Below are 25,933 nucleotides of genomic sequence, written 5' to 3'. Positions count from 1 at the left end.
TTCTGCCCTCACGCTCTCAGACGGAGCTGCGGGCCTCTTCACAGTCCGGCTCGGGCACCGGACGCTTCTCCTTTCCGGCAGCAGGCAAGGTGATCAGCAACACAGCCGCTCCGAGGAGGGCGATGGCCGCGATCCAGCCCGCGCCGACGTGCATGGCGTGGACGAACGCGTTATCGGCGGCTTGGGCAAGAGCCGGCCGGTGGGCGGCGGTGGCGACGTGGCGGGCCTGTTCGGCGGAGACTCGCGCCTGGTCCCGCACCGGACCGGGTGCGCCGTCCAGCGAAGGTTCGATCGCACGGCGGTACACGATCGACATGATCGTGCCGCCTACCGCGATTCCGATCACACTGCCGGTCTGTCGCACGGTGTTGGTGACGGCCGATCCCGCACCGGCCTGTTCCAGCGGCAGGTTGCTGATCAACGCGGCCGTGACGGGGCCGATCACGATGCCGACCGAGAGGCCCTGCACCAGCAACAGGATCTCGATCCAGACGAGTGGGGTCTGGAGGCCGAGGAACCCGTACCCGCCCATGGTCAGCGCGGCCACGGTCAGGGCCGGCACAGCGACGGCACGTAGGGACAGGCGGCGTACCAGGCGCGTGGCAAGGGGCGCCCCGGCGAGCGCGCCGAATGCGGTCGGAATATTGGCCAAACCCGCCTTCATCGGCGAAAACCCGAGAGCACCTTGCAGATAGAAGGCGTTATAGAAGGTGATGGCGGCGACGCCGAAGAGCAGCAGCCCGAGGGCCGCGTTGCCGCCGCCGAAGGTGCGGTGCGCGAGCAGCCGCGGATCGAAGCTGGGCACCTTGACACGCAGTTCGACGAGTACGAAAACGGCCAGCAGAACCAGACCGGCGACGATCGGCGCCCAGACGTCGGTACGGCTCCACACCGCCACCTGCCCCGCCCGGATAAGCCCGTAGGCCAGCGCCACGAGCCCGCTGATCGACAGCAGCATTCCAGCGGGGTCCAGTGGCCGCAGAGCAGGGCTGCGGAAATTCGGAACCAACACGGCGAGCCCGAGCAGCGCCAATGCCGCGACCGGGACATTGATCAGAAAGACCGAGCCCCACCAGAAATGATCGAGCAGGAATCCCGCCAGCACCGGGCCGGCAGCCATTCCGACACCGGCCGACGTCGAGAAAACGCCGATCGCGCCAGCCCGCGCCGGGCCGGTAAAGGTCCACACGAGGATGGCCATCATGGCGGGCGTGATGAGCGCGCTGCCCACCCCCATCGCAGCCCTGGCGGCAATCAGCTGGCCCGCGTCACCTGCGTACGCCGCCCACAGCGAGGACCCGGCGAAGATCACCAGCCCACTGGAGAACACAGTCCGGTGACCGAATCGATCGCCCAAGGCGCCCGCGGTGAACATCAATGTGGCGAAGGCCAGAGTGTACGAACCGGTCGCCCACTGCAGCTGACCGGGATTCGCCCCCAGTCCGCGCGCCGGGTCCGCAAGGGTCTCCAGCGCAGTACTCAGGACGGTATTGTCTATCCAAATCAACAGCGAACACAGCATAAGAACGGCAAGAATCAAACGCTGCCTGGACTTCGGCAAGGCTGGAGGCGCGGTCATGAACACCTTCGGATATATGGGGGGAGCTGGACGACTGGACTATAAGAAAGCTCCAGGACGCCGTCAAGCTCAGAATCTTCCGGCAAGGCTGTTGCGGCCGAACGGAATATATGCCCTCCGGTGGATTTGCCGAAGGAACAATTTTGTGCCTCTGGCGGATTTGCGCGGTGAAGAATTTCATGACTTCGGGAGGGTTGCGACCGAGCGAATTTCATGCCCTCGGTCGGTCCCGGCGGCACTCATCGCTCTGACACCGCCCAACACCGTCACGTCGGAAACATACTTTTGGAACACCAACCCGAACAGCACCGTGACCCATGTCAGCACAACAGTGGAACGAGCAGCCGACGGCACGACAGAGGTCACCGCCATAGCACAGGTGTCCGCCACGTCCCCGGCCGCTCGGACCAGGTCCTGCTCACCGAACTCCTCCCACTGCAGGGGTGTGGGGCGGACTGGTCCAGCCGCAGGAGCACACAGCCCGCAGCGCGGCGGCCCGCGGTGCCCGCACGAGACCCTCGCTCCCGTCGTAGACGCTCCAGTGCGATACTTCCCGCCCGCCGCCCGCAGAGGTCACGTCGATGAAGACAGGGTCCGGCACGCTGCCGTCGGCCGGCAGCACACCAACCGCGCCCTGGTGCGAAGCACCGAACGCCTCCGTCGTCCACGACTCCCGCTCGCCCACACCCATCACGCCCTCCCACATCCCATGCCGAACCCGCCCCGACGCGCCCAGGGCAGGGTGCCGGCCCCGACACTGGCCACCATCGGACTCAAACGCCCACCGGGCGGTGAACTCACCCTCACCCAACGCACCGCCACCGGGCCCTGGCCGCGGCGAGGGTCCGGTCGAACGCGGCATGGCACGGCTGAAGTCCTGGCAGACCTTCCGCAGATCCCGGGATCAGTCCCAACCGCATCACCGTCATCACCCATCAGCCCCGCCACCCCGGTACAGGGCTGACCAAGGGCTACGACAAGGAGGAACGCGGTCGTTTCACAGGCCTCTTTTTGCCGGTGTTACGGGCGTCACTCGTCGAGCAGTTCCGGGTGTTCGTGGGTGATTTCTTCCCACAGGAGCTCGAAACTGAAGCGGGCGAGTTCGGGGGCACCGAAGCCTTCCGCTGCGGCGAGGGCCTGTTCGTGGGTGAGGGTTTGAGGGGTTCCGGCTGCCGATGCGAGGAGTTGGATGTGGGCACAGGTCTCGTAGGTGAAGAACCAGTGCACGGCCTCTTCGAGCGATTCACCGACGGTGACGAGACCATGGTGCTTGAGGAGGAGGGCCCGGTGGTCGCCGAGCTTGTGCGCCATGTCACGGCCCTGGGCCACGGTGACGGAAGGGCCTTCGTAGTCCTCGTAGAGGACCTGCTGCTGGTAGAAGGCGGCTGATTCCTGGTCCAGGGGGGTCAGGAGCTGGCCGAGGGAACCCAATGCGCGGGTGTGCACGGTGTGGCCGTGGGCGGCGGCGGTGACATCGGGGCGCAGTTCGTGGATGGGTGAGTGGACGACGAAGGCGCTGGTGTTGAGGCGGTGATGGCCCTCCACCACGGTCCCGGTGCCATCGACGCAGATCAGGTCGGCGACGCGGAGGCGGTTGAAGGAGAGACCGAAGGGGTTGACCCAGAAGTGATCAAGGTGTTCGGGATCACGCACGGAGATGTGGCCGGAGATGCCTTCACCGTACCCGTACTTGCCGAAGAGGCGCAGGGCCGCGGTCAGACGCTGTTTGCGGTGGCGGCGTTCGTTGGCGGGGGAGGCGAAGACGGGTGGGTCGGGGATGGGCAGGCCGGTGTCGGATTCATGGCGCGTCACGTGCTGGGTCCTTTCACTGGACGGGGCGGGGCAGGTGCTGGACAAGGACCCGGGAGATGAAGCGGCGGCGGACCTGGCCGTCTCATTCATGGCGGGAGAGGCCGAGTGGCAGCAATCCGGTGTCCGGATGGCATCCGACATAGCGGGCCCGTACGGAACCTGGTGGGAGCACGCTGACCTCGTGCCACAGAGCGACGTCCAGGGGACTCTGTTCCTCATGAAGCATGGAGAAGAACGATCGGTATATCCTCAGGTGCGTTTCGTGAAAATGGGTCCACGACAGAAGATGATCGAGCGATACGAACCAGGCCACGGTGCACGCTCTGTCCAGCAGACGCCCATCCATATCCTGCTCGGATATCTCTCGCGTGCATATGCAACCGGTTTCCGGGTGCTCGCCGAGGTAGGCGACACCTCTTTTTTTGACCGGCTGAACCTTTTGCAGGAAAGGCAGGCGGAAAACACTGCTTCCTGACCAGTCCTGGGCAGTACGGATCAGGCAGATGCCGCCTTCCACGACCACATCCACGGTGCTGTCGTGGATCTCGAGCGCGGCACCACGGGTCGGCGGAGCGGAGGAGTTCCGCATGCGGTCGCGCGCGGATCCCCAGTAGTCGTGCAGTTCGGTCGGTTCCTGGTCGAGGATTTCCGCCAGGCCGCTCGTGGGGTACTGATCCTGCCGGTGGGTGTGCAGGGTTTCGGTGGCTTCGACGGGAATCAGTGCCTCTTCCCACCACCAGCCTGCTTCCTGGAAGGGAGCCGAGCGTTGTCCCTCGGCGACCCACGAGCGGTGACGGGCCGGCTCAAGCCAGTAGGCGAACCACACGGTGTTCGTCAGTCCCGAAGAATCCGTGAACGAACCCCGATCGACGACATCCGGTCGGCTGGCGGACCGGAACCTCTCACGCATTTCCGCCGCTGCCGTCTCATGCGTCGCATCAGCAGCGGACTGCACACCGTACTGACCCATCACGTAGGCCGTGCATCCCGGCGGAAAAACCCCGGTGAACGCGGGAAAGCGAGGAGCGTGCCGGGCGGGGACAGAGGAACGTTTCGCCATGACTGCATCACTTTGCGCGGGACTTCGTAAGAAATTCAACCAGGAGCGGGAGGGATCGAGGAACTGGAAGGATCTCGACGATCCATTCTAGTTCGTTTTAATGATCCTGCATTTTCTGGGCCGGCGTCGGTCCAGACGGTTTTATCGATCTTTTCCCGATCGCGTCTTACCGGGTGCGGGAATAGTCTGAGGGGGGTGCGCTCGTCGGGCCGGACTCCGACTCGGGTGCGGGCAGCTGGTTCAGGCGGACATCGATGGGAGGAGGCACGCTGATGATTGCCCTCGTGAACCCTGTGTCGAGCGGCGTTTTCCTGTCGGCGGCCTTCCGGGAGCGCGGCGAGGAGTGTCTGCTCGTCTACGACGGGCACTTCGCCGCGGCGGCCGAGGACGGAGGCCCCGGTCGGCGTGTGATCCACCGGGACGTGCACAGCACCGCCCGCCTGTTGCGCGACCTGCGTGTACGACACGTCGTTCCCGGGAGCGAGGCCGGCGTCGACCTCGCCCACCGTCTCGCCGAGCACCTGGACCTTCCACGCAACGACGATGCGACGGCCTCGGCACGGTGTGACAAGGCGCGGATGGTGAAAGCTCTGGATGACGCCGGCATCGAGGTGCCACGTCAGGCCCTCGTAACCGCCAGGGAAGACCTGCCTGGCGCCCTCGATCACGTGGGACTGCCGGTTGTCGCCAAGCCCCCCGGCAGTTCCGGGAGCGACGGGTGCAGGATCTGCCGTACGGAACAGGAGGCCGCCGAGCATTTCAGGGCCATCCACCATCGCTCCAACCTGCTCGGCACGGTCAACGAGGCAGTGCTCGTGCAGGAGTATCTTCCCGGTTCCCAGTACCTCGTCGCCACAGTGAGCTTGGACGGACAGCACTGTCTCTACGAGCTGTCGCGCAGCTGTGTCGACGAACGCGGCGGCACGCCGACCCGGCGCTACACGATCAGTTGCCACCGTCTCGGGCCCGAGGAACACCGTGTCCTCGCCTACGTATACGCGTGCTTGGACGCTCTCGGGATCCGGCGCGGCGCGGCCAACACGGACGTGCGTCTCACGCAGGCCGGGCCCCGGATCATCGAGGTGAACGCCCGGATCCTCGGGCCGACTCTTGACCCGGATCCCTACTTCAAGGCTTTCGGATCGAGCCAGCAGCACCTCCTGGTCGAGAGCCTGCTCGCTCCCGCCGACTTCCGGCGGCGTCTGCCTGTGGGGTACACCCCGCCGAACGTGATGGGGAAGGCGTTCCTGCGCAGTTTCGGTTCCGGTGTTCTGCGTGGCATCCCGGGGCTGGAAGCCGTCCGCCGCCTGCCGGGTTTTCACAGCGTCACGTCCCTGCCCGAAGTCGGGACCACCATCAAGGACCACGCTCTCACCACGGGAAGCACGGGTATCGTGTACTTCGTCCACGAGGACGAGCCCGTGGTCCGGAAGTCCCTCGCCGTTCTGGTGAGCATGGAGGACGCGGGCGCGCTTTTCGACATCGCCGCGGTGTGATCCGCAGGCACCGGCTGTGCTCCGCAATGTCGCCGTGGTGGGAGCCGGTGCGACCGGTACATCAGCTGTGGTCAACCTGGTCCGGTCCGGCGTCGCCCAGCGCATCGACGTCTTCCAACCAGGCGCGATCGGTCACGGGGACGCCTTCTCCTCGACGGACCCGGCGCTCTTGTGCAACACCTCGGCCGACAGCATGTCGCTGATCACCGAATGCCCCGATGACTTCGTCGACTATCTGCACGGACTCGGCATGCCCGTCGCGCCGAGTGACTGCGTACCGCGGTACCTGTTCGCACAGTACTGCCGGGACCGGTACCTGGGCATACGCTCGGAAGCATCGGCACTCGGCGTACGGCTCCGGCACCACCGGGACAAGGTGGTCTCCGTGGCGGGCGCGGGGCCGGGTTACACCCTGCGTACCGAGAGCGGGGCCGAATGGCCGGCCGACGCCGTGATGCTCTGCATGGGAGTGGACGCGTGGACCCCACCGGTCGTCCGGCCGTTCCGGTGTTACTCGGGGGTGGTGCCGGCCTCGGCCCTGGGTTCGGCGGCCGCCTTGTCCCGCGACGCATGTGTCCTGGTCCTGGGAAGCAGGCTGTCCGCGGTCGACGCGGTGATCATGCTCGGCCGTTCCGGCTGCCGTGTCCAGGTAGCCTCACCGTCGGGCACTCTGCCCTCCGTGAGGACCCGGATGTACCCGGACCCCTCGGACTGCGGATCACTCGCGGCTCTGGCGGGACACCCCTGGGTGGAGACGACGGACGCGGCACAGGCCGACCGGTTCGTCGCCGGCCTGGTCCGTTGCCTGGCCGGTCACGGCCGTCCCCACCTGCGTGACCAGCTGTCCCTGGCGGATGACCCGGTGGAACGCCTGCGTGCGGAGATCACCATCGCGGAGGAAGGGCACAACCTCTGGCAGGAACTGACCGTCGAATTCATCGCGCTGACCAATGAGTGGTTGCGCCGGCAGCCACCGGCGGTGTGGCAGGACTTCTGGGCCATCGTGGAAGGCGTCCTCGACCGGTACATCTCGGCCATGCCGGTGGACAACGCGAAAAAGCTCCTGTCTCTGGCGGACGCCGGGCGCCTTGAGGTGCGCGGGCGGCGGCCATCCGAGCTGACCCGAAGGGGTGACCGGTGGGCCATGAAGTGGCAGGACGGCTCATGTGATCACTTCGACGCCGTCGTCTATGCCACCGGTTACCGTCCGCCCTCCATGCGGTGTTCGGGCGGCAGACTCCTCCTGGGAGAACGCCGACGGGGAACGCCGACCGCAGTGTCAGCCGATCTGCGTGTGGACCTCGGTCGGGACGCGGACGAGCGCGTGTTCGCGGTAGGACAGTGCTCCGCGACCCGGGTGCCACTCGTGCACGGGGTGGTCGCCGTCGTCCCTCAGATCTCCCGTGTGGTGCGCCAGTTGCGGGCGTTCCCGGCATGAGGCCGCCGGTCGACGGGCAGCCGCTGCAGGGGGTCAGTCGGCGCTGGTACCTGTGGCCTGCCCAGGGCGCTGTGGTGCAAGGGACGCCAGAGCCTCGCGGTCCTGTCAGCGCAAGGCAATCCAAGAACCCTGAAGGACCCGCGCCGTTGTTCACCGCCGATGTGTTCAGCGAGTTCATCGTGGCCGTGAGGAATGAGACCGGCCTTCTCCGACCTGGAACCGGTACGTCGAGTGACCCGTCTCCCCCGCCCGTAACAGGAGGAGACGGGCCACTCTCTTACAGCCGTACCCATGGGTTACTGAGCTTGTTGGTGTGATGTCGCCAAGGTGAGGCCGGTTCCGGCGAGGCATCACCAAACGCCTGCCGTTCAGGCGTCAGCCCACCACCCTGCGGATACCTTGCCCAAACGGCTAAGCGGGTTTCAGGGCAGGCGTCGTATCGGGGAGCCCGCGAGGTAGGCCTGGATGTTCTCCACGGCCTGGCCGTAGTACGTCGCGTAGTTGGCCCGGGAGACGTAGCCGAGGTGGGGTGTGGCCAGGAGGCGGGGCGCGGTGCGCATCGGGTGGCCGGCGGGCAGCGGCTCGATGCCGAAGACATCGACGCCGGCACCGGCGATCCGGCCCTCGTGCAGCGCGGCCAGCAGCGCGTCCTGGTCGACGATGGCCGCGCGGGAGGTGTTGACCAGATAGGCGGTCGGCTTCATCAGGGCGAGTTCGGCGGCCCCGACGAGGCCGCGGGTGCGCTCCCCGAGAGCCAGGTGAACGGAGACGAAGTCGCTCTCGGCGAGCAGTTCCTCCTTGGAACCGGCCAGTTCCACGCCCACCTCCCCGGCTCGCTCCTCGGTGAGGTTCCGGCTCCACGCGCAGACCCGCATCCCGAAGGCGAGGCCGACCCGTGCCACCCGGCTGCCGATCCTGCCCAGCCCGAGCAGCCCCAGCCGGCGGCCGTGCAGATCGGCGCCGACGGTTGATTGCCAGGGGCCGCCCGTGCGCAGGGCATTGTTCTCCTGGACGATGCCCCGGGCGAGACCGAGCAGAAGCGCCCAGGTCAGCTCGACCGGCGGGGTGCCCGAACTCTCCGTACCGCACACGGTGACGCCGTGCGCCTCGGCCGCGGCGTAGTCGATGACGCTGTTGCGCATCCCGGAGGCGATGAGGAGCTTCAGCCGGGGGAGGCGGGAGATCAGGGAGCCGGGGAAAGGGACGCGTTCGCGCAGGGTGACGACGATGTCGTAGTCGGCGAGGGCGGCGGCGAGGGCGTCCTCGTCGTGGAGGTGCTCGCGCAGCGCGACGACCTCTACCCGGCTCCCGAGCACCGACCAGTCGGCCACCTCGGTGGCCACCCCCTGGAAGTCGTCCAGCACCAGGCAACGAAGCCGCACGGCGTGTCCTCCCCTTCTCTCCTGCCGCCGACTCTAGCGATCACCGGAACACCCGTGCCGTGGGGCCCCTTCGCCGGCGCGCGGGCCCGGTCGTCAACTCCACTGCCACGGACGCTTGTTGATGTTCGGACAGTAGCACGTTTCGCTGAAGTGAGGGATCCTGGTAAGGCCCCTGCTGACCAGCGGAAACACTGGGCGGCCCGGTCTGTTCTCCGGGCCGGGCGGTCGCTGGTCGGGCGGTAGCTCGTGATCCATGGTGGGACAAGGTGACTTCCGGAGGGGGAGCCATGGAAGAGGCGCGTCCGCAACGGATGGTGTTCGCCGTCGAGGTGCAGCGTGGGGGCGCCGACGACTGGTGCACGCAGGCCGTCACTCCAAGCTGGTTCTACGGGTACCACGCCGCCGACGCCGCCGTGCAGGCCTTCGACCGCTACATGGCCCATCACCGGCAGACGGTGGCGGCCCTGGTCGCCCCGGACGCCCCCGGCCTGCGCGTCCTCGTCCGGGTGCAGGGAGCCGGCGGCCGGCCCGCGGTGTTCTCCCTGCGCAGCGTCCTGGAACAGAAGGTGCGCAGGGACGCCGGCCGCCGTCGCGAGGCCCTGGCCCGCCTGGAGGAGGCGACGGAGGCACTCCAGTCCTCACTGCGCGACGCGGCCATAGGTGGCGTCCGTCAGTCGGACCTGGCCCGCATCTCCGGCTGGAGCAGGGAGACGCTGCGGAAGCTGAACCGCGGGGAGAGACCCGAGGAGGCCGGCCGGCAGCCGTAGGGCAGTCAGGGGCACGAGCCCGGACGCGGCCGAACCGGACACCGAGATCGCCCTCACCGAGAGCGACCTGTGGGCCGTCCTGCTCGGCACCCTCACCCCGGCCGAACTGGCGGCCCGGGACACCGTCACGGTCACCGGGGACATCGGCCGGCTGACCGACCTGCTCGGCCACCTCGCCGCCCCCGGCCCGGACTTCGCCATCGTCACACCGTGAGCCACGGACGGGCCGCCGAGGCGAAGGGCCGGACGACGAGGCGGCGCCTGCTCCCCGCCCCGGAGAAGCCGGCGGCGAGCATCGGTTCCTCCGTGCCCCACCCCGACGGTCCACGGTCCGACGTGCTCAGGCGGTCGTCGCCGTCTGGGGGGTCGTGGGCGCGGCCGTGCCGGTGTGCGGGGTGTTGCCCGTACGACGCAGGGCCGTCAGGGCCAGCAGGCAGGAGACCAGCGCCGCCGCCCCGCAGATCGTGAAGCCCAGCGCGTACCCCTGGCCGAGCGCTTGCAGCGCCAGCGGCGCGGCGCCGCCCGCAGGTGAGGTGGCCGGGACGGAGTTGACGGCCAGCGGGCCGCCTTCCGCGGCGACCTCGGCGGCGGCCGCCTTCACCTGCGGGCTCAGCGCGGAGTGGCGCAGGTCGGAGCCGAACAGCGAACCCGCGCGGCTGAGGGCGGCGGCGCCGATGACCGCCGGGCCCAGGGTGAACCCGAAGTCGCGCAGCAGACTGGTGGAGGCACTCGCCATGCCGGCGTAGTGCACCGGGACCGTGTTCACGGCGGTCGCGGTGATCGAGGAGACGGTGAACGCGAACCCGGCACCGACCAGCCCGAGCGGCAGCACCAGGGCTGTCAGCGCCCGGTTCTCCACCGGGAGGGCCGCGGCGAGGAAGTCACCCGCGGCCATCAGCGCCAGGCCCCCGGTGAGGATCCACCGCCCGCTGACCCGCTCCAGCAGCCGCGAGGTGAGCGGGGCCAGGACCAGGGTCAGACCGTTGAGCAGCAGGAAGGCCACGGAGGTACGCAGTGGACTCTGGTGCTGCACGGGTCCCAGCCGGATGCTGGTGGCGTAGGCGGTGCCCAGGAAGCTGAACATGCCGACGACCGCGACGACCGAGGCGACCGCGAACGCCCGGTTGGCGAACAGGTCCAGGCGCAGCAGCGGGGAACGGGCGCGCCGCTCGGCGATGACGAAGAGCACGACGAACACCGCGGCGACCACGAAGGCGACGACGACCGGGGTCGAGCCCCAGCCGTCCGTGGGGCCCTGGATGACCGCGTACAACAGGGCGAACAGGCCGATCCCGACGGTGAGCTGCCCGCCCAGGTCCAGCGAGCGGCCCTCGGGCGCCCGGGAGTCCTCGGCGCCCAGCAGGCTGACCACGGTGCCGGCCACGGCGATCACCACGACCACCACGAGCGCCGTACGCCAGGAGCCGTGGCTGCCCGTGACGCCGCCGATGACGGGGGCGACGAACCCGCCGGTGGACAGGGCGGCCGCCCACACGGTGATGCCACGCGCCCGGTCCCGGTGGCTGTGCGTGCCCGCCGCGATCATCGCCAGCGAGGTCGGGAAGAGCGCCGCCGCACCGAGGCCGGAGACCACCTGCCCGGCCCACAGCAGGTGGACGCCGTCGCTCACGGCGGAGACGGCCTCGCCCACGGCGACCAGGACGGAGCCGCCCACGAGCAGCCGCTTGCGTCCGAACAGGTCGCCCAGGACACCGAAGGTGAGTTCCAGCACGGTCACCGGAAGCAGGAACGCGTCGGAGATCCAGGTCAGTTGGGAGCCGACCGGACGCAGATCCTCCTGGAAGAGGCCGTTGAGGGTGGCGGGCACGGCGAGGGCGACCTGGGCGAGGCAGACCGCGAGACAGCCGGCGACGAGGGTGCCGAGCGGCAGCCGACTCGGCGCGGTGCCGACGGGGTGCGCGGAGGGGAGAGGGTCGGTCGGCGACATGGCGGGTCCAGGGGTGGGAGTCCGGCGGAGGGAGGGGGGAACGTCTGATCAGGCGTGGCGGTGGGAGGGGAACGTCGGATCAGGCGTGGCGGCGGCCGACGACGAGGCGCGTGGGCCGGTAGGGGACGAAGGCCGCGCCGCCGAGGTCGAGCGCCTGCGCGGCGCGCTGCAGGGCCGCCGGAGTGGTGCCGCCGTCCCAGTGGCCGGTGGCCACCCGGTGCTCCAGGGCGTGCACGCCCGCGACGATCTCGGCCGCGGTGAAGTCGCAGTGACCCTGGCGGGCTACATAGGCCTGGCGCAGCAGGGCGCCGTCACCGGCGGCCCGGACCCGGGAGGCGAACGCGTTCTCCTGCTGCACGGGGACCAGCTGGTCGGCGGTGGTGTGCAGGTTCAGCAGCGGCATGGCCAGGCCCTGCCCGGCGGTGGAGGTGCGCTGAAGGCGGCGCACCGCCCGTGGGTCGGCGTGCACCCGGGCGCCGTGGGTCAGGGTGGCGAGGTCGGCGCGCAGGTCCAGGCCCGCCGTCCGGTACAGCGCCCGGACCTGGTCGGCGTGCTCGGAGGAGCGCAGCAGGCCGGCGTAGTCGACGCCCGCGTTCCAGGAGGTGTTGCCGCCCGCCGACTGCTCGACGGAGTAGCGCGCGGACCCGATGAAGGACAGCACGCCCTGGGCGAACCAGGCGTACTGCTGGGCCTGCTGTCCTTCGGCGTCGCCGGGCGCGGGCGGATTCTGTCCCGGGGCCCAGTCGGGCAGGTTGAGGTACGCGGCGGCGAGCGCGATCCGCGCCCGGCCCGCGGGCGTGGCCTGGGCACGTTCCACGGCGGCGGTGAGCCGGGCCGCGGTCGCGGCGGCCGCGTCCTGACTGGCGAAGTCCACCAGCTTCAGGTGTTCGTCCGGGGCGAGCAGGGAGGCGATGGTGTACTCGGCGTCCAGCTGGTAGTTGTCCAGGTCGACGGCGCCGGCGACCAGTCCGCACAGTCCCAGGGCGCCGTCGATGCGGCCGCCCGCGTCCCGCGCGAGCTGGGCGTTGACCAGACCGCCCATGGACTGACCGACGGACAGGGTGCGGGCGGGGCGGCCCGCGGCGGCGGCGAACGCCTCCAGGGTGGCGAGCTGGTCGCGTTCGGCGCTCTCCAGCGCCCACCAGGGGCCGTTCGGGTCGTAGGAGGAGCCGGCCAGCGCGTAGCCCTCGGCCAGGAGGGCCTGGCCGGCGGCGGGGGAGGGGGCGTCCTGGGCGGTGGTGGGGCCGTAGCCGTGGCTGAACAGCAGCAGGGTGCCGTTCCAGTGGGCGGGCAGGTCGGCGATCCAGCTCGCGCCGTCCGGGAGGCGCCCGCTCAGGTGGCGCGTGGTGGCGGCGGCCGGTGCGATGGTCCGCGGGGTGCCGCTCTGCGCGGCGGCGGGAGCTGCTGTGGCGAGAGCGAGGGTGGCGGCCAGCGCGGCCGCGCCGAGCGCGAACTTGGACATGTGCGGGCTCATCTCTGTACGGCGAATGGAGCTGTACGGCGGAGGGGGCTGTACGGCGGAGGGGGCGTGTCTGCGCGGAAGGCGTTGCCGAACGGAAGGGGCGTGTCTGTGCGGTGAAGGCGTACGAAGGACATGCGGGGCGAGAGAGCGACCCGCCGAAGGGTGCCTCGGCGTGCTGTTCGGCGGGCTGTACCGGCCGTGCTGGTTGTCCGTGAGCCGCCGACCGGGCAGGCGGACGGCGTGGCGGAAGAGTTCCACGCGCCCCGGTGCCGGCGGCGGGTGCGCCGAATATAGGGCTGATTGCGGACGGCGGTCAATGAAGTGACGAACGTTTGCCTGCTCCGGACGTACGACCGCCCGTGGCCGCGTCGCGGCGACCCGTGGGCGTCTCGTGCCGTGACCCGTCCCGCTCAGTCCTGCTCGGCCGTCGGCTCCGCCGGGATGGTGTCCAGTACCGTGTCGGCCAGTTGCCTGGCCGGGGCGTCGTACCGGGCGGACAGGGTGCGGAAGACGTGCTCGGCGCGGATGGCGGGCCAGTCCGCGGGAAGGTGCTCCGCGGGCAGGCGCGGATCGGAGCGGACGGCCTGCAGCCAGTCGGTGTGCAGCAGGAGCTGCCGGGCGAGGTCGTCCGGGGCGGACGGCAGGGGGTCGGGGCGGTCCCACTGGTCGAGGAAGGCGCGGTAGCGCCCGGCGATGCCGGCCGTGTCGAAGGCCCGGTGCAGCAGCTGGGCGGCCTCGGTCGGTTCGGCCGCGTGTCCGCGCAGCACGTTGAGGTGGTCCTCCAGGCCGAGTCCGGCGACGACGGCGGGGACGTCCGGGTCGCCCGGTGCGATCCACAGGCCGTTCTGCAGGGGGCCGAAGCCGGCCCACACCAGGCGTGAGCGCAGCTCGTGGCGCCGGCTGCGCCAGGCCTCGGGCAGCGAGAAGCCGACCAGGGTCCAGGTGCCGTCCCAGTCGCGATTGACGGCGCCCGCGCCCCAGATGCGGTCGTGACCGTCGCGCAGCACCTCGGTGGAGCGCGCGGTGAGCCCGAAGTACATCTTGCGGCCGCGGCGGTGACGGGCCAGCAGATCGCGTTTGACCATCCGGGTCAGCGTGGAGCGCACCGCGTCCTCGGAGACCCCGACGCGCGCGAACACGTCGATGACGCTGCCCGAGTAGACGGCCCCGCCGTGCTCCAGGACGTACAGGCCCAGGAAGCTCAGCATCAGCGTCTGCGGCCGCGCGGCCGCAGCGGCTGCTTCCTCCCGGCCCGTCGAAGGCGTGGTGTCTGTCCCGGTCACGCGGGTCAGTGTAGGGGGCGGGGAGTTCGGCACAGTATTGACGGCAGTTATCGAAACGCCTACCGTCCGAGTGTGACGTGGAGGCCGAGCCGTCGGGCGCACGGTGAAGGAGAACACCGAGGCCGTATGGCCGCGGACGACCTCATGGTTCTCCGGGAGCCGGCGTCGTCCCGGCCAAGGGAGCCTCCTCGGGGCGCCGGTTCCGGTCCCGGTGGTCCAGTAGGGCCAGCAGCGGGGCCGTCATCACCGTGGTCACCAGGGCGACGATCACGAGGACGCCGAAGAGCGCGGGGGAGGCGATGCCCGCGGACAGGCCCACGTTGATGGCGATGAGCTGCATCAGGCCGCGTGCGTTCATCAGCGTGCCGACGCGGACGGCGACGGTCTGCGGCTCGCCCAGCAGACGCGCCGTGGCCCAGCAGGCACCGAACTTGCTGATGATCGCCACCACCACACAGGCCACCGTGAACAGCAGCAGCCGGCCGTCGGACAGCAGCGTGAAGTCCGTGTTGAGGCCGGAGTAGGCGAAGAACAGGGGCAGGAACACGATCCGGCTCACCGGCGCGACGGCCTCCACCGCCCGGGTCACCACCGGGTCACGGGGGAAGGCGACACCGAGGCTGAAGGCGCCGAACACGGCGTACAGGCCGATGCGGTCGGTGTACCACGCGGCGAGGAACAGCAGCAGCACGGTGATCAGCAGCATCTGTTCCCCGGTCAGCCGCCGGGCCCGTTCGAGGGCGCCGGGCCGCACGCGGACGAAGAACCCGAGGAACACGGCGAGCCCGGCCGTGCCGACGACCGCGCGCAGGAAGGTGTCCGCACCGCTGCCCGCCATGCTGAGCACCCCGGCCAGCAGGACCCACGCCACGGCGTCGTCCAGCGCGCCCGCGGCCAGGGAGACCGCGCCGAAGCGGGTGTTGGTCAGGCCCCGTTCGGTGATGATCCGGGCCATCATCGGGAAGGCCGTGATCGCCACGGTGACACCGACGAACAGCGCGCCCACCGAGGGCGGGATCCCGTCCGGGTAGAGGTCCACCGCGTCGTGCGCCGACCAGGCCAGTGCGGTGCCCAGCAGGAGCGGCACGACGATGCCGGCCGCCGAGACGGGCACCGCCGTACGGCCCACCGACCGCAGCCGGTCGGTACGGAACTCGTATCCCGACAGGAACATGAACACGACGAGGCCGACCTGCCCCGCCACGTACAGCACGGGACGTATCTCGTCCGGGAACACGGCCTTCTCCAGGCCGGGCGAGAGGAGGCCGAGCACGGAGGGGCCGAGGGCCACGCCGGCGACCATCTCGCCGACGACGGGTGGCTGGCCGAGCGGGCGCAGGAGCCGGCTGACGAGGCGGCATGCGGTGAGGATGACGGCCACGGCGAGGAAGAAAGCCGGGCCCATCTCGGTGGTCGACAACGGTGACTCCTTGGTGAGGAGACGTGTGTGGGGGGTGTTGCCCCTGTCAGGAGCTGTGGCCGGTGCGCGGGCAGGTGCCCGTGGTCCCTTCGGGTCCCGCTGTGCGGCCGGGCGAGACGTGCGTCCCGTCCAGTGGGCGGCCCTCGGTGTCGTGCCGGGCGAAGTACGTCGCGGCGGGCCTGGTGCGGCGGGCGTCGAGCACCATCCAGGTGCCGAAGAGCAGTTGCAGCAGGCTGCGTCCGACGTCCTCGGCGCGGTCGCGGACGGCCAGTGCCGTGCGCAGGAGGCGTCGCAGACGGTCCGGGACCGGCCGGTCCCGGGGCAGCAACAGACAAGGAGCGCGGTGCGGGATGGAGCGGGTGTGGCTGACGGGGGAGTCGAGCACGTACCGGGCCAGCACCTCGCGGGTCGCGGCCCGCATGACGACGGGTGCGAGGCGCCAGGCGGGGCAGGGCCGGTTGGCGGCGACGCCGAAGGGGATGTGGTGGGCGTTCTTCGCGGAGAGCGTCGCCCAGCGCCCGGGGTCGAAGCGTTCGGGGTGGGAATAGCCGGTGGCGTGGTAGTCGGGGTAGCTGAAGGTCAGGACGGAGCCCGCCGGGATCGTGGGCAGGCCGTCGAGGGCGATGTCCGCGGTGGTGATCCGGTGGGCCACCCCGAACAGCGGGTAGAGACGGAAGGTCTCGTTCATGACCTGGGTCAGGTAGCGGTCGTCGTCGGGGGTGGCCGCCACCCGTTCCTGCACCTGCGGATGCCGGGCCAGGGCCAGCAGGAGGTGGGCCATCGCCTCCGACATCTGCACGACGGCGGTGTTGAAGAAGGTGCCCTGGAGGTAGTACGCCTGCTGACGGCGGGTCAGGCCGGCGGGCAGCGCGTGCGGCACGTCCCCGGCCGCCAGGCGGCGCAGAAGGTAGCGGGTGAGCCGGTTTCTGCGGCGCATGTGGCGTGGGCGGGTGCATTTGAGGGCGTTGACGACATCCTCGGCGTGGGCGACGATCAGCCGCCGGGCCTCGGCCGGGCAGGGCTCCTGGAAGACCAGGCCGTAGAAGAACTCGGCCCACACCGGCATCATCAGATCGCGCAGCCGTACCGCGCGCACGCCACCGGTGGCCGCCGCCTCCAGGGCCCGCCGGGTGTGCCGTGCGGCGGCTTCGTACAGCTCCGCCGACGGCCCGGACAGGAGGGCGAGCGTCCGGCGGGCGACCTCGTCGTAACGGGGCCCGGCCTCCAGGTGCTCCTGGTGGACGTCGGCGCCGGGCGCGAGCCAGTACCAGAACAGGTCGGACAGCGCCGCGCCTTTGCTGCGGCCCCCGGCGGCCGGATGGCCGTAGATCTCCTCGAAACGGTCGGGGCCGAACGTGGCGTTGGGCAGGAGCATGCCCTCGTCGCCGTTGACGCGGGCGAAGACCTTCGTGCGCAGGGCGACGACCTTGCCGGGCAGCCAGGCCGGGGACGACAGCAGCAGCGCGCCGCCCGCCGCGAGTGTCACCGCCGTTGTCCTGCTCACCATGCGCGTTCTCCTCTCATGGGCCGGTACGGAAGACCGCGCGGTGTCACCTGGTCGGCCGTGAGGTCCCGGGGCCGGTGCCCGCCGCAGAGGGCGAGCACCTGGTCGAAGTCCTCGCGCAGGGCCGTCAGCGCCTCCCGTACGCCGTCCTCGCCGCCCGTGGCCAGCGCCCACAGCACGGGCCGGCCCACACCGACGGCCCGCGCTCCGAGGGCGAGGGCCACGGCGATGTCGCCGCCCCGGCGCACTCCTCCGTCCATGAGGACGGGCACCCGCCCGGCGACGGCCTCGGCCACGGCCGGCAGCGCCTCGACCGATGCCGCAGCGGCGTCGAGCTGCCGTCCCCCGTGGTTGGACACGATCAGCGCGTCCACGCCCCGCTCGACGGCGATCCGCGCGTCCTCGGGGTGCAGCACGCCCTTGAGGACGAGCGGCAGATCGGTCAGTTCGCGCAGCCGCGCCAGGTCGTCCCAGCCGGCCGGGCACATGGCGATGTCGCGGGTGGCGCCGGGTGCCGCACCGGGCAGGTCCCGCATGTTCTCGGCCGCGAGACCGGGCGGCAGGTCGTGGAAACCGTTGCGCAGGTCCCGGGTGCGTGTGCCGAAGACGGGGGAGTCGACGGTGACGACGAGGGCGGAGCAGCCCGCCCGCTCGGCCCGGAGCACCAGCTCGGCGCTGACCTCGTGCTCCGGTTGCGGATACAGCTGGAACCAGACCACGGCCTCCGGGTCCGCCTCCCGGGCCGCGGCGGCGACGTCCGCGACGGCGGTGGTGGCGGCCACGCCGGTGACCAGCGGGATGCCGGTCGCGGCGGCGGCGCGGGCGGTGGCCCGTTCGCCGTCGGGGTGGGCGAGGCGGTGGAAGGCGGTGGGCGAGACGAACAGCGGCGCCGGCCAGTCCCGGCCCAGCACGCTCACCCGGGTGTCGCGGACGGTACCGCCGCGCAGCACCCGGGGAAGCAGGGCCAGCCGGCCGAAGGCCTCCTCGTTCTCCCTGAGCGCCGTCTCCTCGCCCGCGCCGCCGGCGAAGTAGTCGTAGTGCTCGGGGCCGAGTCTCTCGCGTGCCGCCGCGGCCGGCTCGTGCGGCGGGCCGGCGTGCGAGCCGGTCATGCCCGGGGCGCGGCGATGTCCCCGCCGGCCGGGAGACCGTCCCCGGCGGACAGCCGGGAGGCGAGGAAGGAGCGCAGCGGGCCGACGTGGACGTCGGGGTTGTCCCACTCGTTCTCCAGGTTCTCCGTGACATGGTGCTCGGCGACCGGCTTGCCGGTGCCGTCGGGCAGGAACTGCCGTACCACGGGGTGCAGGTAGCGCGCGTCGAGGCCGCTGGTGTCCTGCTGGGGCGTCCTGCCGACCGTGATGTCGAAGGGGTCGACCCGGTCGTGGTCGGCGCCGTACTCCAGCGTGACGGTGAAGTAGGAGGACAGATCGCCGAACCGGCCCTCGGCGGCGGCCCGGTGGAGGTGTGCCACCGGGATCTCCTCGCAGTGGCGCACCCGGCCGTCGGTGCCGACCAGCACCGCGTCGCCGAGGAACCCGAACAGCTGCCACAGGGCGGAGGTGCGGTTGACCCGCTCGATGACCGCGTCGGTCACGGGACCGGCGGCGGCGGGCAGGACGGTGTGCGGCCATTCCCGGCCGTGGTAGCGGTGTTCGAGGATGCGGTGCAACGCCTTCACGCCGTACCGGAAACCGTGGATGAAGCCGCTGGTCGACTTCTTGAAGTCCAGGGACTGGGTGATGGTGCCGGCGAAGTACAGATCGGGCACGTTCACGGATTCCCAGGCGTCGGTGAGCCGCGGGAATCGGTCCTTGATGACGAGGTCGGGACGGCAGTCGTCGTCGAAGATGGAGGCGTCGAAGCGGAATCCGGTGGCCAGGATGACCCGGTCGTACGGGATGTCCTTCACCACTTCCGCGACGCGTGAGAATTTTACACTCACGACATAAGTGCCGTCGGGCTTCCGGGCTATGCGGAGAATGTCGCCGTCCAGTACGGCGTTCTGGGACTTGAGCTGGTAGGTGTCCAGGAAGTTGTTGTTCACGGCCCGGAGATGCCCGACGAAATGCGTCCGCCAGGCGAGCTTGAGCGAGCCGGGTCCGGCGACGTGGATGACGGCGGCGGTCTCGATGAGATGGTCGGCGGTCTCGAAGGCGGAATTACCCCGCCCGATGATCAGTACCCGCTTGTCGGTGAATTCGGCCGGATCGACGGACACCTGGTCGTAGTGCTCGGCCTCCTCGGCGCCCTCGATGGGCGGCACGTACGGCCGCGAGACACCGGTGGCGACGATGACCCGCCGGGCCCGGACAACGTTGCCATGCTCGTCGGTCGCCGCGAAGAGGCCGCCGCCACCCGTCCGGGAGATGCCGGTGATACGGGTGTTGAGGCGGATGCGCAACTCGTGCGTCCGCGCGAAGTCCCCCAGGTAGCGGACCATGTCGTCGGCCGGGGGGAAATAGCGCGGGGAGTACGCGGTGAACAGCGGGCCCTCGTCCGAGAGCAAGGAGTTCCAGTCGACGCGCAGACGCAACTCGGGGTCGCTCCAACCGGTGTGCACCTTATTGGAGGAAATGAGCGTCCGGTGTCTGGGGAAACGGGTGAAGAAAGCGCCCGGAGAGTCGCTCTCTTCCACGATGAGGTAATCTCTGCCGCTTTTCTGGAGGAAGTACCCGGCCTGGAGGCCCGCAGGGCCGCCGCCGATGACGAGATAGTCAACCTGTCCTAAATCAGACATGGCCTTCTCCTGCCTTCCGTGGGGGCGGGAAAGACGGTACTTGACCGTTAAAGCATGGAGCCACCCCGGCGGTATGTGAGGTAGGTCACATGCTGCTCGGGGTGGCGGATTTACCCCCTCGGTTAACGTGAAGGAGTGAAGGGCGGGCCGGAGCGCCGAGCGTGCCCGCCACGGTCGTTTTCCGGTCATTCGAACTGTCTTTACGTCGAATACTGGCCCAGAGTGGAGACGAAGTGGACGAAAAGCCCGGGGAAGTCTTTCCGCAAGCCCTCGTCGACGCGTTCCGCGACGCTCCCGGCCGGCCCGCTTTCGAGTACGGGGGACGCGAAGTCACCCGGGGGCAGGTGCTCGGGCTGATCGCCGGGTTCGTGCGAGGCCTGCGCGGTGCGGGCCTGACCGCCGGAACCCGCATCGTCCTCGACACCGGCGTCACACCCGAGGCGTTCGCCGTCCGCGTCGCCGCCCATGTCGTCGGCTGCCAGGTGGTGCCGCTGCGCCCCGGGCTGACCCGCGAGCACCTGCGCGACATCCTCGCCCGCGACATCGGCGCCGTGGTGACGGACGACGCCGCCGGCCGGCCGGAACCGGCCGCCGCAGCGGGCGACATCCCGCTGCTGGAAACCGGCGGCGCGTTACGGCTCCCGGCACCCGTCACGCCCGGCCCCGACGACCTCACCGCCCGGGGCGACCGCGACGGCATCGGCGTCATCCACCTCACCAGCGGCAGCACCGGCCGGCCCAAGGGCACGATGGTGACCTACGGCGCCCTGTCGGAGGACTGGGCCCTGCAACCCGCCCGCTGGACCGACCGCACCCGGCGCCTCGCGGCACGGTACGCGCGCTTCCTGCTCTTCGGCACGCTCAGCAGCGCCGTCATGTTCGAACACACGTGTCTGGCACTGCTGGGCGGAGGCACCGCCGTCATCCCGGAGCAGCCGCTGCGGTTCCCCGAGGTCTTCGCCGACCATCGCATCACCGCCTGCATGACGACGGTGCCGCGCCTGTACGGCATCCTCGACGCCGTCCGCGCCAGGGCCGTGGACACGAGCAGCCTGCGCGCCCTCGTCGTGGCAGGCTCCCCGCTTGCCCCGCACCGGCTCACCGAGGCGGCCGGGCTGCTCGGACCGGTGGTCCACCACGCCTACGGCCAGACGGAGACGGGCATGCTGACCGTCCTGGAACCCGCGGAACTGGCAGCCGAACCCGGCCTCGCCGACAGCGTCGGGCGCCCACTCGACACCGTCGAGATGACCGTGCGGGACCCCGGTGGCCGGGACCTCCCCACGGGCAGGACGGGCGAGGTGTGGGTCCGGCTGGCGGACGCGTTCTGCGGCTACTGGGAGGACCGCCGGGAGACCGCGGAGGTCCTGCGGGACGGCTGGATCCGCACCCGGGATCTCGGCCGGCTCGACGCGCGGGGGTATCTGCGGCTGTCCGGGCGCACGCGCGACATCGTCATCGTCAACGCCGTCATCCACTACGCGGACCCCATCGAGCGGGTCCTGGCGTCCCATCCCGACGTCGACCAGGCGTACGTCGTCGGAGTCCCGGACGACCGGACCGGCGAGGCGATCCACGCCTTCGTGGTCCCGCGACCCGGAGCCGTACCGGCCGCGGACGCGCTGCGCGCGCTGGTGGCCCGGGAACTCGGGGAGGCCGACGCCCCGGTCGGTGTCGTCAGCCTCGCCGAGGTGCCCGTGGCGCCGAGCGGCAAGCCGGACAAGGCGGCGTTGCGCGCCTTGCTGGAGACCCCTGACCGGAACCGGGCAGCTCCGTGAGGGACGTGCGGAACGTACAGCCAGGGTTTACCTCGCCTGCACCGGTGGGTTGAGGGCGGTAGTCAAACCGACGGCTGACGTGAAGACATCGCAAGAGCCGCTACCTTCGGGCTTCCGAGGCCGGTCGACCACCGGCACCGAGGGGGACGGCAGTATCACGCCACCAGACGGACGGAAGAGTACGGGGCGAGGGGCGCGTTACGCGCATCAGCCGGCAGCCCTGGCCCCCGTCCGTTCTCCGACCGGCACGCCGTACCCCGAGGAAGGAGAACCACCGGTTCCGGGCCCGCACAGCGCACGGAACCGCCACACGGGGAGACGACGTTGAAAACACGCGGAAGACTGGCTGTCATGGCTGCCGCCGTGGCCTTGGCGGCGGGGTCGACCACCGGAGCGGGCGCCTCGTCACCAGCGCCGCCGGCCGAGGCGCACCCGACGGGGGCGGGAACGCCGGCCGCATCGGCCGGCGATGGCCGGGCCGCGCGTGACGGCGGCACCTGGTATCTCGTGACCAAGCACGGCGGCAAGTGCCTCACGGCCAACGGCGCCGGCCGGTACGAAGGCGCGGTGGCCGGCCAGTACGACTGCGTAAGGCATGCCAACCAGCGATGGCAGGTTCTCTACACCGGTACCGACGGGACCGCCTACCTCCGCGCTGAGCGCGGCGGCAAGTGCCTGGTCAGGCAAGGGGGCAGTGGCGGCAAGGGCACGAAGATGATCCAGTGGGACTGCAACGGGCGCGGGAACAAAACCACCCGTGCTCCCCGACTCACCGGCTATGTCGCGTTCAAGCCTTCGCACGCCACGTGCTGTTCCGTAAGGATCTCCCTGGTCCTCGTGCCCTGCGAAGCCGGCCACCCGGCGAGGCAGAGGTGGTGCAGACGGGCCCTGCCGCGCATGGCGTGGTGAACACCGTCGCTCTTCGGTCGGCAGTCACGGAGGATCGTCCAACTCTTCATCCGGGCGGCGCGTGGCGGCAGGGAAGTGACCTTCGCGCCGGCAGGCCCGATCAGGAAGGCCACCTCCCGGACGCACCGCCCTCGTGACCCGTTCCGTCCGAGCCGGTCCGGCCAGGGGAGATTAGGCCGCTCTCGTAGGCGACGACGACGGCCTGCGCGCGGCTGCCCAGGCGGAGTTTGGACATCACGCGGTTGAGATGGGTTTTGACGGTGGCGACGGTGACGATCAGCTGGCGTGCTATCTGTTCGTTGGTCAGCCCCCGGCCGACCAGCCGCAGGACGTCGGTTTCCCGTTCGGTGAGTTCCGTCAGAGAGGCTGGTTGCTCCCCTGCCGCCTCCGGCCGTGGGGCGAACGTCTCGACGAGCCGGCGCGTCACAGTCGGGGCGAAGAGCATCTCGCCGTCGGCGATCAGGCCGATCGCGGCCAGGAGCCGCTCGGGCGGGGTGTCCTTGAGGAGGAAACCACTGGCGCCGGCCCGCAGCGCGGCGTACACGTACTCGTCGAGGTCGAAGACGGTCAGCATGACGATTTTCGGCTTCGGCTCGGCGGCCTGGTGGAGGATGTATTCCAGGGCGGTGATGCCGCTCATGCCGGGCAGACGGATGTCCATGAGGATCACGTCGGGCCGCAGCGCGGCGGCGAGTTCGACCGCTTCCTCTCCGGTGGCCGCCTGACCGACGACGTCGAAACCGGGTGCGGCCGCGGCCAGGGCTGCCAGCCCCGCCCGGATGAGGACCTGGTCGTCCACGATCAGCAGCCGTATCATCGCCGCCGTCTCCCCCCGTGTGTGCGGGGGGAGAATGGTCAGACGCCCCCGTTGGTGTCCTGCGGCGCCAGCGGGATGGTGAAGACGACCTCGAACCCCCCCTCGGCTCTCGGCCCGGCCCGCAGCGACCCGCCGTAGAGTCTCGCCCGTTCACGCATTCCGAGCAAGCCGAGCCCGCTTGAGGGCCATGCGGGCACCACCGCACTGCCACCCTGGTCGCGACAGCCGCCCCGGTCGCGTATCTCGCCCGTCAGCCGGTCGGTGCCGAACGCCAGAGTGACGGTGACGCGCGCTCCCCGTCCCGCGTACTTGACGGCGTTGGTCAGCGCCTCCTGAACGATGCGGTACACGCCCACGTCCAGCCCCGACGGCAGCGGTCGCTGATGCCCGGAGACCGACCAGCTCACCTCCAGACCGGCTGCGCGGGTCCGCTCCACCAACTCGTCCAAGCCGCTCAGGCCGGGCGCCGACCGGTACAGCCCGTCCTTGTCATGGGTGTCCGCGCCGGTACGCAGGACGCCGAGCAGGCCGCGCATCTCCTCCAGAACCTGCCGGCTGCTGCTGCCGACGGCCCCCACCGCCTCGCGCGCGGCCGCCGGGTCGGAGGCGAACACGAACTCGGCCAGCCCCGCCTGCACGGCGAGCGCGGAAAGGTGGTGGGCGACGACGTCGTGAAGTTCGCGGGCTATACGCAGCCGTTCCTCCACGATGGCGTGCCGGGCGCGCAGTTCCTGCTCGCGCCGCAGACGCTCGGTCAACTCGGCGAGCTGGGCGTTGCGTTGCGCCAGGCGGCGGCTGCCGGCGGCCCACAGACCAACGACCCCGACAGCGATCACGGCCTGTGCCACCGCCAGCTCGACCGACACACGGGCCGCCAGGCCGCTCGCCCCCCACGCCGCCGCCGTCGCCACCGCCACCCATGCGGCCCGGCGCATGGGATGGCGCACGATCACCGTGTAACAGGCCAGCAGCGGCGCCCACAGATTCGTCGACGGCTGGAAACCGGCCGCGGTGTACGCCACGAGCGCCCCGCAGGAGACGCAGAAGGCCGTCGCCGGGGCCGGGCGCCGTACCGCCAGCGGAAGGTTCGCCGCGAGGCTCAGCGCGACGGCGAGGCAGTCGAAGGAAGGCCAGCCCTCGGACCGGTACCGGTCCGCATAGCCCTGCCGTGCGTAGACGATCGTCACTACGGCCATGACACACGCCAGGGCGGTGTCGATCACCAGCGGACCGACCGGCATCCGCCTTCTGCCATCCTGCATCCCCGCAGGGTAGAGGTGCCTCGCCCAGGGTGTCGTCCACCCCCGGGTTGACCTCGAAGAGCCGGGCGACTACTTCGGCGCGCAAGGCATATCGTGCGAGACGGCGCTCCACGCCCGCTCATGGACGGACGGACGGACGCGCCCGCCCGGCAGGCATCGGACGTACACCGTGGGTATGACATGACGCGCCGGTCCCCCTGTCGGCGTCTGTTGGCGTCTGCTGCCGTCGCGTGAGGCGGGCCCGCCCGCCCCCGGGTACCGGAAAGCTGCTCTGCGAGGAGGACAGAGCCTCCCCTGACGGCCGGGACCGAGCGGGAACGTTCGCCGCCATGGGCGTTCGCGGCTGCCCATCGAGGGTTCCACGCCCCGGGGTACGCTTCGGCGATCCCCCTGACCGGAGGCCGTCCGAGTGTTCCCCGCACGAGTACCGACCGCTGCGCCGCTGGCCCTGGCGCTCCTCTCGCTATCCGGCTGCTCCTCCCACTGGGGCTGCACCGACACGACGGCAGAGCGCGGTCAGGCCGGTGTCAGGGTGCAGGTCGTCGACACGTCAGGACGGCCTGTCGGCGTCACCGCCGAGGTCCTCGACTGGCGCCTTGAGCCCCACCCGCAGGTCCCCGCCAACGGCGACCAAGTTCACTTCCACTACCGCTTCAACGGCGCCGACGAGACAGACGGCCCCGCGGTCGACGCCTGCGCGGTGGACAAGGAACGCGTGGCGTTGATCTGCCAGAGGATCTATTCCTCCGAGGCGTTCGGGCCAGGCGGAGACCACACGGGCGACCACTGGCTCGCCGTCGAGCACCCCGAACAGGTGGCCGGAGTGCTTCTGATTCCCAATGACCAGTCCTACGACAGGCGAACATGCGAGCAGGACATCAAGGACGGGGGCGGGGCGCACCCTCCGGAGCCGGCCGGCGTGGGCGACCAGCTGTAAGCCGTGTCGTCAGTTGGTGAGGCGGCGGGGGGGGGAGAGAGACGCGCGTCGGGGCGATGAGGGTGAAGGCCACGGTGTTCCGGCCGGCGCTTGCAGCGAGGGTGGATACGGCCGTCAGCGGAAGTCGTAGTCCTCGTCCGGGGCACGTGAACGCCAGCCGTCCCTTGGAATCCAGCCTGACTGGATATTTACTGGCCCCGCTCTCGAATACCCCACAGTGTGTTCACTTGCAGAACTGACCGTTACGTGAGCAAACGGGAGGGAAGATGAGGCGCGCACTCGTCTCAGGATTCGCCGCGGCGCTGCTGGCTGGGTCAGGTCTCGTGGCAGGGGCCGGAGCAGCCA

Annotated in this window: 19 protein-coding genes and 3 pseudogenes; 8 read left to right on the top strand and 14 right to left on the bottom strand. The window is 70.4% G+C overall.

Annotated elements, in window-relative coordinates:
* Nucleotides 1-16: 16 nt before the first annotated feature.
* Nucleotides 17-1,579, bottom strand: a complete 1,563-nt coding sequence (locus tag ABD350_RS32905; protein WP_344352631.1) for an MFS transporter — start codon at nucleotides 1,577-1,579, stop codon at nucleotides 17-19.
* A 763-nt stretch (nucleotides 1,580-2,342) separates the two neighbouring features.
* Between ABD350_RS32905 and ABD350_RS32900 the strand changes: the two are divergent.
* A pseudogene (locus ABD350_RS32900) lies at nucleotides 2,343-2,512 on the top strand (transposase family protein); the annotation flags it as partial.
* Between the two features lie 96 nt (nucleotides 2,513-2,608).
* Here ABD350_RS32900 and ABD350_RS32895 read toward each other — a convergent pair.
* Nucleotides 2,609-3,481: a class II aldolase/adducin family protein gene (locus tag ABD350_RS32895; RefSeq protein WP_344352629.1), complete on the bottom strand. Its 873-nt coding sequence runs from the start codon at nucleotides 3,479-3,481 to the stop codon at nucleotides 2,609-2,611.
* The gene (locus tag ABD350_RS32890) at nucleotides 3,474-4,451 is read right to left on the bottom strand and encodes a phenylacetaldoxime dehydratase family protein (RefSeq protein ID WP_344352627.1); all 978 of its coding nucleotides are present in this window, start codon (nucleotides 4,449-4,451) and stop codon (nucleotides 3,474-3,476) included. The genes ABD350_RS32895 and ABD350_RS32890 overlap by 8 nt, the downstream gene beginning before the upstream one ends.
* Before the next feature lie 272 nt (nucleotides 4,452-4,723).
* On the opposite strand from ABD350_RS32890, the gene ABD350_RS32885 reads away from it, so the two are divergent.
* Both ABD350_RS32885 and ABD350_RS32880 read left to right on the top strand, forming a co-directional pair.
* Complete coding sequence (locus ABD350_RS32885) at nucleotides 4,724-5,947, top strand: ATP-grasp domain-containing protein (RefSeq protein WP_344352626.1); 1,224 nt, start codon at nucleotides 4,724-4,726, stop codon at nucleotides 5,945-5,947.
* A gap of 16 nt (nucleotides 5,948-5,963) precedes the next feature.
* Entirely contained in the window at nucleotides 5,964-7,385 is a 1,422-nt protein-coding gene (locus tag ABD350_RS32880) for an FAD/NAD(P)-binding protein (protein ID WP_344352625.1), read from the top strand.
* 422 nt (nucleotides 7,386-7,807) lie between these two features.
* Here ABD350_RS32880 and ABD350_RS32875 read toward each other — a convergent pair whose 3' ends face one another.
* Nucleotides 7,808-8,767: a D-2-hydroxyacid dehydrogenase family protein gene (locus ABD350_RS32875; RefSeq protein ID WP_344352623.1), complete on the bottom strand. Its 960-nt coding sequence runs from the start codon at nucleotides 8,765-8,767 to the stop codon at nucleotides 7,808-7,810.
* A 287-nt stretch (nucleotides 8,768-9,054) separates the two neighbouring features.
* Between ABD350_RS32875 and ABD350_RS32870 the strand changes: the two genes are divergently transcribed.
* Together ABD350_RS32870 and ABD350_RS38090 are read left to right on the top strand one after the other, a co-directional pair.
* On the top strand, nucleotides 9,055-9,534 hold the full coding sequence (locus ABD350_RS32870; RefSeq protein WP_344352622.1) for a hypothetical protein: 480 nt from the start codon (nucleotides 9,055-9,057) through the stop codon (nucleotides 9,532-9,534).
* A gap of 25 nt (nucleotides 9,535-9,559) precedes the next feature.
* Nucleotides 9,560-9,748, top strand: a pseudogene (locus ABD350_RS38090) (alkyl sulfatase C-terminal domain-containing protein); the annotation flags it as partial.
* Nucleotides 9,749-9,874: 126 nt separating this feature from the next.
* Here ABD350_RS38090 and ABD350_RS32865 read toward each other — a convergent pair.
* The 7 genes from ABD350_RS32865 to ABD350_RS32835 all read right to left on the bottom strand — a co-directional run bounded on the left by ABD350_RS32865 (nucleotide 9,875) and on the right by ABD350_RS32835 (nucleotide 19,885).
* Nucleotides 9,875-11,482 carry an MFS transporter gene (locus ABD350_RS32865; protein WP_344352621.1) on the bottom strand — a complete coding sequence of 536 codons (1,608 nt, stop codon included), beginning with the start codon at nucleotides 11,480-11,482 and terminating at the stop codon, nucleotides 9,875-9,877.
* A 79-nt stretch (nucleotides 11,483-11,561) separates the two neighbouring features.
* A complete protein-coding gene (locus tag ABD350_RS32860) occupies nucleotides 11,562-12,944 on the bottom strand; it encodes an alpha/beta hydrolase (RefSeq protein ID WP_344352619.1) in 1,383 nt (460 codons plus the stop codon).
* A 410-nt stretch (nucleotides 12,945-13,354) separates the two neighbouring features.
* Nucleotides 13,355-14,227, bottom strand: coding sequence for a PaaX family transcriptional regulator (locus ABD350_RS32855; RefSeq protein WP_344352617.1), 873 nt, complete (start codon nucleotides 14,225-14,227; stop codon nucleotides 13,355-13,357).
* Between the two features lie 142 nt (nucleotides 14,228-14,369).
* Nucleotides 14,370-15,647, bottom strand: a complete 1,278-nt coding sequence (locus ABD350_RS32850) for a cation:proton antiporter (RefSeq protein ID WP_344352615.1) — start codon at nucleotides 15,645-15,647, stop codon at nucleotides 14,370-14,372.
* Nucleotides 15,648-15,693: 46 nt separating this feature from the next.
* Nucleotides 15,694-17,154: a cytochrome P450 gene (locus ABD350_RS32845; protein WP_344352614.1), complete on the bottom strand. Its 1,461-nt coding sequence runs from the start codon at nucleotides 17,152-17,154 to the stop codon at nucleotides 15,694-15,696.
* The gene (locus tag ABD350_RS32840) at nucleotides 17,148-18,260 is read right to left on the bottom strand and encodes an alpha-hydroxy acid oxidase (protein ID WP_344352612.1); all 1,113 of its coding nucleotides are present in this window, start codon (nucleotides 18,258-18,260) and stop codon (nucleotides 17,148-17,150) included. Before ABD350_RS32840 ends, ABD350_RS32845 begins: the two co-directional genes overlap by 7 nt.
* Nucleotides 18,257-19,885: an NAD(P)-binding domain-containing protein gene (locus ABD350_RS32835; RefSeq protein ID WP_344352610.1), complete on the bottom strand. Its 1,629-nt coding sequence runs from the start codon at nucleotides 19,883-19,885 to the stop codon at nucleotides 18,257-18,259. The genes ABD350_RS32840 and ABD350_RS32835 overlap by 4 nt, the downstream gene beginning before the upstream one ends.
* A gap of 233 nt (nucleotides 19,886-20,118) precedes the next feature.
* Here ABD350_RS32835 and ABD350_RS32830 point away from each other — a divergent pair, with 233 nt between their 5' ends.
* Both ABD350_RS32830 and ABD350_RS32825 read left to right on the top strand, forming a co-directional pair.
* Complete coding sequence (locus ABD350_RS32830; protein WP_344352609.1) at nucleotides 20,119-21,663, top strand: class I adenylate-forming enzyme family protein; 1,545 nt, start codon at nucleotides 20,119-20,121, stop codon at nucleotides 21,661-21,663.
* Between the two features lie 351 nt (nucleotides 21,664-22,014).
* The gene (locus tag ABD350_RS32825; RefSeq protein WP_344352607.1) at nucleotides 22,015-22,572 is read left to right on the top strand and encodes an RICIN domain-containing protein; all 558 of its coding nucleotides are present in this window, start codon (nucleotides 22,015-22,017) and stop codon (nucleotides 22,570-22,572) included.
* Here ABD350_RS32825 and ABD350_RS32820 read toward each other — a convergent pair.
* The 3 genes and pseudogenes from ABD350_RS32820 to ABD350_RS32810 form a co-directional block, all read right to left on the bottom strand.
* Nucleotides 22,521-22,628, bottom strand: a pseudogene (locus ABD350_RS32820) (IS5/IS1182 family transposase); the annotation flags it as partial. The gene ABD350_RS32825 and the pseudogene ABD350_RS32820 sit on opposite strands and share 52 nt — an antisense overlap.
* Nucleotides 22,629-22,672: 44 nt before the next feature.
* Nucleotides 22,673-23,389, bottom strand: a complete 717-nt coding sequence (locus ABD350_RS32815; RefSeq protein WP_344352605.1) for a response regulator — start codon at nucleotides 23,387-23,389, stop codon at nucleotides 22,673-22,675.
* A gap of 38 nt (nucleotides 23,390-23,427) precedes the next feature.
* Nucleotides 23,428-24,651, bottom strand: a complete 1,224-nt coding sequence (locus ABD350_RS32810) for a sensor histidine kinase (protein ID WP_344352604.1) — start codon at nucleotides 24,649-24,651, stop codon at nucleotides 23,428-23,430.
* A gap of 409 nt (nucleotides 24,652-25,060) precedes the next feature.
* On the opposite strand from ABD350_RS32810, the gene ABD350_RS32805 reads away from it, so the two are divergent.
* A complete protein-coding gene (locus tag ABD350_RS32805; RefSeq protein WP_344352602.1) occupies nucleotides 25,061-25,588 on the top strand; it encodes a hypothetical protein in 528 nt (175 codons plus the stop codon).
* Nucleotides 25,589-25,933: the final 345 nt, after the last annotated feature.

Origin of the sequence: Streptomyces nogalater (assembly GCF_039532885.1) — a bacterium.
Lineage (GTDB): Bacteria > Actinomycetota > Actinomycetes > Streptomycetales > Streptomycetaceae > Streptomyces > Streptomyces nogalater.
Note: the sequence above shows the minus strand (reverse complement) of the source record. Positions and strands in the feature narration are given on the sequence as shown.

Excerpts from the sequence above, each read along its gene's own strand:
- ABD350_RS32895 (WP_344352629.1), bottom strand. The coding sequence starts at position 3,481 with ATGAATGAGACGGCCAGGTCCGCCGCCGCTTCATCTCCCGGGTCCTTG.
- ABD350_RS32845 (WP_344352614.1), bottom strand. The coding sequence starts at position 17,154 with ATGGTGAGCAGGACAACGGCGGTGACACTCGCGGCGGGCGGCGCGCTG.
- ABD350_RS32840 (WP_344352612.1), bottom strand. The coding sequence starts at position 18,260 with ATGACCGGCTCGCACGCCGGCCCGCCGCACGAGCCGGCCGCGGCGGCA.
- ABD350_RS32865 (WP_344352621.1), bottom strand. The coding sequence starts at position 11,482 with ATGTCGCCGACCGACCCTCTCCCCTCCGCGCACCCCGTCGGCACCGCG.
- ABD350_RS32860 (WP_344352619.1), bottom strand. The coding sequence starts at position 12,944 with ATGTCCAAGTTCGCGCTCGGCGCGGCCGCGCTGGCCGCCACCCTCGCT.
- ABD350_RS32835 (WP_344352610.1), bottom strand. The coding sequence starts at position 19,885 with ATGTCTGATTTAGGACAGGTTGACTATCTCGTCATCGGCGGCGGCCCT.
- ABD350_RS32870 (WP_344352622.1), top strand. The coding sequence starts at position 9,055 with ATGGAAGAGGCGCGTCCGCAACGGATGGTGTTCGCCGTCGAGGTGCAG.
- ABD350_RS32890 (WP_344352627.1), bottom strand. The coding sequence starts at position 4,451 with ATGGCGAAACGTTCCTCTGTCCCCGCCCGGCACGCTCCTCGCTTTCCC.
- ABD350_RS32810 (WP_344352604.1), bottom strand. The coding sequence starts at position 24,651 with ATGCAGGATGGCAGAAGGCGGATGCCGGTCGGTCCGCTGGTGATCGAC.
- ABD350_RS32885 (WP_344352626.1), top strand. The coding sequence starts at position 4,724 with ATGATTGCCCTCGTGAACCCTGTGTCGAGCGGCGTTTTCCTGTCGGCG.
- ABD350_RS32905 (WP_344352631.1), bottom strand. The coding sequence starts at position 1,579 with ATGACCGCGCCTCCAGCCTTGCCGAAGTCCAGGCAGCGTTTGATTCTT.
- ABD350_RS32815 (WP_344352605.1), bottom strand. The coding sequence starts at position 23,389 with ATGATACGGCTGCTGATCGTGGACGACCAGGTCCTCATCCGGGCGGGG.
- ABD350_RS32825 (WP_344352607.1), top strand. The coding sequence starts at position 22,015 with ATGGCTGCCGCCGTGGCCTTGGCGGCGGGGTCGACCACCGGAGCGGGC.